This window comes from Chitinophaga jiangningensis (assembly GCF_900142605.1).
Lineage (GTDB): Bacteria > Bacteroidota > Bacteroidia > Chitinophagales > Chitinophagaceae > Chitinophaga > Chitinophaga jiangningensis.
This window is the reverse complement of the sequence record NZ_FRBL01000005.1, coordinates 627508-635715: the sequence shown is the minus strand read 5'-3', so window position 1 is coordinate 635715 and position 8208 is coordinate 627508. Positions and strand designations below refer to the sequence as shown.

8 protein-coding genes are annotated in these 8208 nt (G+C 47.7%); 1 reads left to right on the top strand and 7 read right to left on the bottom strand.

The features are described from left to right. Window positions 1–130 precede the first annotated feature (130 nt). The 4 genes from BUB18_RS15525 to BUB18_RS15510 form a co-directional block, all read right to left on the bottom strand. Window positions 131–1528, bottom strand: coding sequence for a TlpA disulfide reductase family protein (locus tag BUB18_RS15525; protein ID WP_073082716.1), 1398 nt, complete (start codon window positions 1526–1528; stop codon window positions 131–133). A gap of 96 nt (window positions 1529–1624) precedes the next feature. Beyond that, window positions 1625–2158, bottom strand: coding sequence for an O-acetyl-ADP-ribose deacetylase (locus tag BUB18_RS15520; protein ID WP_073082713.1), 534 nt, complete (start codon window positions 2156–2158; stop codon window positions 1625–1627). Between the two features lie 9 nt (window positions 2159–2167). Beyond that, complete coding sequence (locus BUB18_RS15515; protein ID WP_073082711.1) at window positions 2168–2911, bottom strand: NYN domain-containing protein; 744 nt, start codon at window positions 2909–2911, stop codon at window positions 2168–2170. A 79-nt stretch (window positions 2912–2990) separates the two neighbouring features. Beyond that, window positions 2991–3461 carry a Dps family protein gene (locus BUB18_RS15510; protein WP_073082708.1) on the bottom strand — a complete coding sequence of 157 codons (471 nt, stop codon included), beginning with the start codon at window positions 3459–3461 and terminating at the stop codon, window positions 2991–2993. A gap of 171 nt (window positions 3462–3632) precedes the next feature. Between BUB18_RS15510 and BUB18_RS15505 the strand changes: the two genes are divergently transcribed. Further along, the gene (locus tag BUB18_RS15505) at window positions 3633–4838 is read left to right on the top strand and encodes an MFS transporter (RefSeq protein WP_073082706.1); all 1206 of its coding nucleotides are present in this window, start codon (window positions 3633–3635) and stop codon (window positions 4836–4838) included. Window positions 4839–5012: 174 nt separating this feature from the next. On the opposite strand, the gene BUB18_RS15500 is transcribed toward BUB18_RS15505, so the two are convergent. The 3 genes from BUB18_RS15500 to BUB18_RS15490 form a co-directional block, all read right to left on the bottom strand. Further along, a complete protein-coding gene (locus BUB18_RS15500; RefSeq protein WP_073082703.1) occupies window positions 5013–6380 on the bottom strand; it encodes a DNA recombination protein RmuC in 1368 nt (455 codons plus the stop codon). Between the two features lie 55 nt (window positions 6381–6435). Further along, the gene (locus BUB18_RS15495) at window positions 6436–6936 is read right to left on the bottom strand and encodes a hypothetical protein (protein ID WP_073082700.1); all 501 of its coding nucleotides are present in this window, start codon (window positions 6934–6936) and stop codon (window positions 6436–6438) included. 182 nt (window positions 6937–7118) lie between these two features. Beyond that, window positions 7119–8195: an iron-containing alcohol dehydrogenase family protein gene (locus BUB18_RS15490; protein ID WP_073082698.1), complete on the bottom strand. Its 1077-nt coding sequence runs from the start codon at window positions 8193–8195 to the stop codon at window positions 7119–7121. Window positions 8196–8208 lie beyond the last annotated feature (13 nt).

Below are 8208 nucleotides of genomic sequence, written 5' to 3'. Positions count from 1 at the left end.
CAATAAATCAAAATGAGAGAAAAACTCTCATAATGTGAGATATATACTTAAAAAGGAAAGAGGGCGTCTCAGGTATTTTTGAGACGCCCTCTTTTTATTTGTATTGAAGATTTTGCTATGAGTATGGCTGTTATCCTTTAGCCAGTATTTTTTCGATCAGTGCTTTCAGCTCTGGTGTAGACGGGCGCGGTGCATCGATATTCACAATTTTACCCTGCTGGTCAAATACCATGAAACGAGGGATACCGTTGATACCATAGAACTTAGTTACTTCGCTCCAGCCGTTTACAAAGATCTGAACACCTTTCATGTCTTTATCTTTCACGAACTGTTTCCATTTTTCTTTGTCTTTTGCTTCGTCCACGGAGCAGCCCACGAAGGTTACGTTTTTACCTTCCATTTCTTCTTCCAGTTTCTGCAGGTAAGGCAGCTCTGCTTTACAAGGGCCGCACCAGGTAGCCCAAACGTCTACCACAACTACTTTCCCTTTCAGGTCGTTGAAGGCTACTTGTTTGCCATTGGTATCTTCACCGGAGAAGTTGTAACCAGCTTCCCCTGCGGAGAATTTACGCACCGATTTTTCGTAGTCCAGGTAACGTTTCTTTTCCAGATCAGTCACCAGGTACTTTTGGTATGGAGCCATAGCTTCTACCAGTGCTTCAAAAGTTTTGTAACCACCCAGTGAATTGGTGAGGAACAGCGCTTTGATGTGATCGTTGCAGATGGCGTTTAAATTTTTAGCCAGCATTTCATTTGCAGTTGGCCTTGTAGCGGGTTTATCACCCATTACCACCATGCTGAAGGTGGTGTACATGCGTACGTAGTCACCAATATTGCCCAGTGCCATTGCGTTTGCATCACAAAACTTCTGATCCTTTACGATCGTTTTGTAAAATGCCGGATACTGTTCTTTCTTAGGATGTTCTCTGCGCGGTGTCAGCAGGAAACGCATAGCGGAGTACTCCACATCTGCTTCCATGGCTACTTTCATCAGGTTGCTGAAAGTTTTATTGGAAGACGTAAAAGTTTTTTTGAAAGCTTCCGCTTTAGGCAGAGTGGCTTCCAAAGCAGGGAAGAAAGAGTGGAACGTAGTGGAATCGATTTTCAGTCCAGGGCCTGTAACCGGTGCTACTACAGTATTCCAGGCTTGCAGCGTTTTGTTTTCTACTGATCCTGTTTTTTGCACGAAGCTGTTACCATCCAGTTGCAGATTCAGCTGATCACCTGATTTCAGGTAGATGCGGGCGCCATCGTCTTTTGGATTGGTAGTGAGATAGTAAAATCCTTCTGCTGGTTTTTGTACGGCGAAGGCAAAGGAGTGGTCCGCGCTCACTGCTGATGTAGCAATTTCTTTGGTCATACCTTCTTCCACGGCCATCAGGGAGATTTTGGTAGCTTTTTCGTTGGAGGTAGTCCCTTGAATAATGGTAAGGGATGGAACCGGGCCTGGCCCTGCTGCGGCGCGGGCTACAGAAACAGACATGCACAGTGCTACTGGCAGGAGTCTGCATACGGTTGATTTTCTCATTGTTTTAATGGTGGTTTGGTGATTTAGTATGTCAAAAATAATAAAGCAGCTGCAATGTAGGAGCACATTGTGTCAAACGGCTGATAATCATTACTATCATTCGGGGCCTACATACTGGTGGTAATAATGGGTGGTGTAGTGGAAGTTTTCTTCATCAAAGCATACCAGCGTAACGTCCGTGATACTACTTTCTTTTTCCAGGAAGGCGGCTATTGTTTCCAGCGCTATCCTGGCGGCAAGGTCCTTAGGGAAATGATAAATACCTGTGCTGATGTTAGGGAATGCCACCGTGCTCAGGTTGTTGGCGGCAGACAGTTCCAGGGAATGCCGGTAGCAGTTGGCCAGTAATGCAGGTTCGTTGTGCAACCCATCCTGCCATACGGGACCTACGGTGTGGATCACGTGGGCGGCTGGCAGCCGGCCACCGGTGGTAATTACGGCCTCACCTGTTTTACATCCGCCCTGCCGGGCTACAATTTTACGGCAGTCCTCCAAAATCGCAGGACCACCAGCGCGGTGTATCGCGCCATCTACGCCGCCACCACCCATCAGCGATGAATTTGCTGCATTTACGATGGCATCCGCCCTGATAGCTGTGATATCTCCCTTTATAACACTTACCCGGTTCATATTGTCCCGTTATTTGCTACGAACATACACTAATTTCCCTGTCTTTTTGCCGCTGTCGCGCAGGTCTATTTCAAAGATGGGGAAGCTCTGGATAAGATGGATCAATTTATTAAAGCCATAGTTGCGGGAGTCGAAATCGGGCTGTTTCTTCAGCAACAGGTTCCCCAGCTCACCGAGGTAGGCCCAGCCATCTTCATCTGCAATGTCGTTGATGCTGGTGGTCAGGAGGGTGATCACCTCTTTGTCGGCTTTACTGATCCCTTTTGGTTTTTCTTTGGAAGACTTTGATTTCCCTTCTTCCGATTTTTTCTCTCTTACCTGCAATATCTCCAGGTAAATAAACTTGTCGCATGCGGAGCGGAAAGCGCTGGGTGTTTTTCTCTCCCCCATGCCAATCACGTACATGCCGGCTTCCCGGAGCCTGGTGGCCAGGCGGGTAAAGTCGCTATCGCTTGATACGAGGCAAAACCCGTCGACCCTGCCTGTATAAAGGATGTCCATAGCGTCGATGATCATGGCGCTGTCGGTCGCATTTTTCCCGGAAGTATAACTGTACTGTTGGATGGGTGTGATGGCATAGTCGAGCAGAACGCCCTTCCACCCTACTACGGTGGGTTTGGTCCAGTCGCCATAAATCCTTTTAAAAGTTGGGTTACCGTATTTGGCCACTTCTTCCAGCATTCCCTTTACGTTGTGATACGGAATGTTGTCGGCATCAATTAACACGGCAAGTCGGAGGTCTTTGTTATCCATACGTGTTGTATTAAAACAAAACGTGTTAGTTACGGACGATCTGGCTGTAACTAACACGTTGTTAAAAGTTTCGGATTACTTATTTGAGGAAGGAGCGCAGCATCCAGGCTTGTTTCTCATGTTTTTCCATGAGGCCAGTTACAAAGTCGCTGGTACCTTTATCATTGTATTTCTGATCAAACTCATCGATGAGTCTGCGAAGGTTGCGGATAATGGTTTCATGATCATCCAGCAGTTCTTTCACCTGTGTTTTGGCGTCGTTGCTGTATTCAGACTCCAGCAGGTGGGTCAGCTTGAGCACATCTGCATATCTGCCGAGGGCATAGTGGCCGAGGGCGCGGATTCTTTCAGCTACTTCATCACCAAATTCTTCCAGGGCTTCATATTGATCTTCAAAAAACAGGTGCAGGTCCCTGAAGCTGGGTCCTTCGATATTCCAGTGACTGTTGCGGGTTTTAGCATACAACACTAATTCGTCAGCTAATGCTTTATTCAATTCCAAAGCAACCTCTTTGGCGTGTTCTGGTAATATGCCAGTATTAACTTTCATATCCTTGAATTTTTAGTTACTATAAATTTACGTTTTCCGGAGGCAGATAAACATGAGTATTATCATGATTTAACAGCCGGTTAATATTAACAGTGGTCCCGGGGTTTTGTTCGCCTGTGACGGGAGGTATTTACTTTGCTAAAATTGTACCATAGTTACTAATTTTGCGACATGGACCAGTCGTCAGGTAGGATCTACAATCTGCAATTCATCTTATTATGTTTAAGTAATGCCTTATTCTCTGCCAGTTTCAACATGATGATCCCGGAGTTGCCGGCGTATCTGACAAAGTTGGGCGGGGAGGATTACAAGGGCTATATCATCGGGGTGTTTACCTTGATGGCGGGGCTTTCCAGGCCCTTCAGCGGTAAGCTGACGGATACTATCGGGCGTGTGCCGGTGATGGTATTTGGTTCGCTGATATGTGTGGTGTGCAGTTTGATGTATCCGCTGGTCAGTTCCGTAGGTGCGTTCCTGTTGCTTCGCTTTTTCCATGGCTTTTCTACCGGTTTTAAGCCTACCGGCACTTCTGCCTATGTGTCGGACCTGGTGCCGGCTAACCGCCGTGGAGAGGCAATGGGTATGATAGGACTGGCTTCTATCATTGGTATGGCGATAGGCCCTGCTATTGGAGGATGGGTGGCGGTGAAATGGAATATCAACGTGATGTTTCAGCTGTCGGCCGCTTTTGCGTTGCTGTCTGTAGTAATCCTAACGGGTGCCATGAAAGAAACCCTTCCTAACAAGCAGCCTTTCCGACTTTCGTTGCTGCGCATACACCGGGATGAGCTCTTTGAGCCGCTGGTATGGGGACCGGTTATAGTTACCTTCCTTACGTTCTTCAGCTATGGCGCTGTGCTTACCATCATTCCTGATTACAGCACTTATTTAGGTATCACTAATAAAGGGTTGTTCTTTACTTTCTATACTGCCAGTTCCATGGGTATACGACTGGTAGCGGGCAAGGTATCGGACAAATACGGCCGTATTCCCATACTGAAGATCTCCGCACTGGTAATGGCCGCCTCTATGGCGATGCTGGCGCTGGCGGTGAGTCCAGCCATTTTACTGGCCGCAGCCCTGCTGTATGGTATGGCCACAGGGCTCAACTCCCCTGCTGTTACCGCCTGGACGGTGGACCTGAGTAACCCGATGTACAAGGGCCGTGCGCTGGCAAGCATGTACATAGCCATGGAAGCCGGCATCGGCTTAGGGGCCTGGGGCTCTGCGCTGATCTATCATAACCATGCGAGCAGGTTCCCGCTTACATTCTATATCCTGGCGGGTATCACGGCAATGGCTACACTCTATCTCTCCTTCTTTCATGTACCTAAAAACTACGAAGAGCAGCTGGCGCGTAAGCAGTCGGCTAATTGAGTGGTTTCAGCTGCTCGCGGAAAACTTATTCTTTAACTTAAGCAGTACCTGCCTTGGTAGATACTGCTTAAGGCAAATTAGCGATGCCGCAACAATAACCCCAGTTGGGCGTGTGACTAACACCGGCATTAATAACCATAAAGAGGTTACAAATTCTAAGACCCTGTTCCGACGCTAATTATCGGTCCCGGATTCGAGCGTTTCATTTTCCTGAGGCGCCTCCTGAATGTATATTTCAGGCAGCTTTTTCTTGTTATCCACACCGAGTTTGCGCATTTTTTCAGCGCGGCCTACCAGGTTTCCGCTGCCTGTGGTGAGCTTCTTCATGGCCTCATCATAAGCATCACGCGTTTTGCCAAGGTAGTTATTCACCTGATCCAGGTCATTTACAAAGCCTACAAATTTATCGTACAATGCGCCACCCTGCCGTACGATCTCCTGTGCATTTCTGTTTTGCTTTTCCAGCCGCCACATGTTCTCAATTACTTTGAGGGTTGCCAGCAGCGATGGTACGCTCACTAAAATAATGCGCTTACGGAAAGCAAAGTCGTACAGATCTTCATCCGGCTGCATGATCGCCAGCGCATAGGCTGGTTCCACAGGAATAAACAGCAACACGAAATCTGTGGTGTTGTTGTACAGCGATTGATAAGCTTTTGCACTCAGCTCATTCACATGGTTTTTAACAGAAGCCAGGTGTTGCTTCAGAAACTGCTGCCGGGTGGTATCATCCTCTGAGCTGCAGTATTGCTCGTAGGCTTTCAGCGATACCTTTGAATCGATGATCACACGGCGGTCCTCCGGTAAATGCAATACCATATCCGGCCGGCGCAGCTGCCCTTCCGCATCATAGCGGGAGTCCTGCGTAAAATAATGTATCCCCTTTTCCAACCCGGATGCTTCCAGGACTTTCTCCAGTATTACCTCTCCCCAGTTACCTTGTTTTTTGGTATCCGCTTTCAATGCATTGGTGAGGTTGTTCGCTTCTTTGGTGAGTGTTTGGTTAAGCAACAACAACCGCTGCAACTCCGCACGCAACTCCGTTCGCTGCGTAGTTTCCGCTACCAGCGACTGCTGCACGCTGCTGCGGAAGTTGTCTATTTTATCGGACAGGGGCTTGAGCAGGTCGTCCAGTTTGGTCTGGTTCTGCTCCATGAAATTGCCAGAAATACGGTGCAGTAGCTGATGGGCAATATTCTCGAACTGATGCCGCGCATCTTCCTGCTGCTGGATAAGCCGCTGCCGCTCCTCGGAGAGCTGTAGCTGCAGGTATTTATTTTGTTCCAGCAGGCGACCCTGATCGCCCTTTTGCAGGGCATATTCTTCGTTTAAACGCTCCAGTTGATCCTGGGCATCCTGCAATTGCTGCTGCCGGTCTTTAAGCGCCGACTCCAGGTAAAGCTGCTGCGATTCCAGCTGTACCGCACGGTCCTGCATCTGGCGATGCTGGGATTCCAGCTGCTGCTGCCGCGACTTAGCCGCAAACAGCAGGTATATAAAACCGAGCAACACGATACCGGTTGCAATCAAAGCTGCTATCATGACAATCTTCCTCCTATATCAAATTTAAATGCGCACTACGCATTGGATATGCGTATTAACGGTGTTTTTTAATGAAGCCGATTTCTTCGCGGGAATCATTTTCCCAGCTGATCATTTCTTCCAGGAACTTCTCCGCATACCTGAAAATATATGCCTGATCCACTTCTTCAGGCTCAGCGGTATCCAGTACCGTGCTCTTGGGCCCGTCTTCTGTTATACCATCTACAAAAGGATAAGCCACCCAGGTAACTATTTGTCCGTTACGCGATTGAGAAAATGACAGCAGTCCGCCCTTTTTCATTTTCTGAATCACCGCGTTGGGCGTCTTTTCCACAATGCCGCTGGGACAGTAATTAAACATCACATATACGGATTCCATATTCTGCCAAACCACATTGATGTCCATTGTCCAGTCGAACATGGGAAAACGTGCCACCAGCTCTTTTAAGGTATTGGAAATAAATTCTTTGGTAACAGTATGCCAGAGGTTCCTGCGCTCTTCTATCCTTAAAAATACCTGGGCCAGCTCCTGCCCAAGTTTCTCGATCTTATCCATGACTTTTTTATCTGAAGTTAAATCATAAAGAGGAAGGGCCGGATAAAAAGGAATTAAAACCTTTTTATCCGGCCCTTTATATTATTGTTGGAGCGTCCGGGTCGCAAAACCTTGGGGGTTCTGCCCGTGCTCTATTCCGCGCTAAGCGTGGAACAGCTGGTGCTGACATCTCCCTAAAAAAACTAAAGTCTTTCGTAGAGCTTACGCAGGCGCTCAGGTGTCATGATTGTTTTCCAATCCTTACCCAGCGCATTTTCCCAGAGCGGAGCCATGCCCAGCGATACATTGATCATAATATCAAACTGCTCGTCGGTCAGGTTTTTACAAATGCCTTGTGGAATAGTGATGTTGTGCTTCTTCACCATCTGCTTGAACTTTTCCACACCTTCAGGGTAGAACTCTTCCAATTTATCAAACACAATACAGTTGCCGATACCGTGTTTAGTACCCAGCAGGTAAGCCAGGCCATAACTCACCGCGTGCGCCACACCCACCTGGGAGTAGGCAATGCTCATACCTCCGGCATAGGAAGCCATCATCAGCTTTTCATCCGCATCATCGTCCCACTGGTCTTTTTGCAGGAAAATTTCTTCGCACAGCTCCTGCGCTTTTTCACCGTATGATTTACTGAAAGCGTTCAGGTAAGTACCTTCCAGGGATTCCACGCAGTGAATAAAGCAATCCATGGCAGTGTAGAAGCGCTGATTAGGCTCTACGGTGCTGGTCAGGGAAGGGTCCAGTACAATCTGGTCAAACGGTGTGAAATCGGAGTTCATACCCAGTTTACGGGTAGGCCCCGTCAACACGCAGGTACGGCTCACTTCAGCACCGGTACCGGAAATGGTGGGAATACCTACTTTATATACGCCGGCAACTTTCACGAGATCCCAGCCCTGGTAGTCGGCAGACGAGCCTGGGTTGGTCATCATCAGCGAAACCGCTTTTGCCATATCCATTACAGAACCACCGCCAATACCAATAATACCGGAAACCTGGCCGAATTCAGCCTGCAACTCATCGCGGATCTTATCTACGGTTTTGGTTTTAGGCTCGTCGGTTACATCGATGATTACAATCTTGTCTTTACCACGCAAAGGAACACGGGATAAAAATTCTTTCTTATCCTGGAAATACTCATCCACAAAGAAAATCATGGGAGCATCACCGTTACGTTTTGGGGCCAGGATTTCATCTAACTGATCAAAAGATCCGTTACCGTAAACCACGTAGTCCACCATTTTAAAATTCCTGAATTTCATATATGCGTCTTAG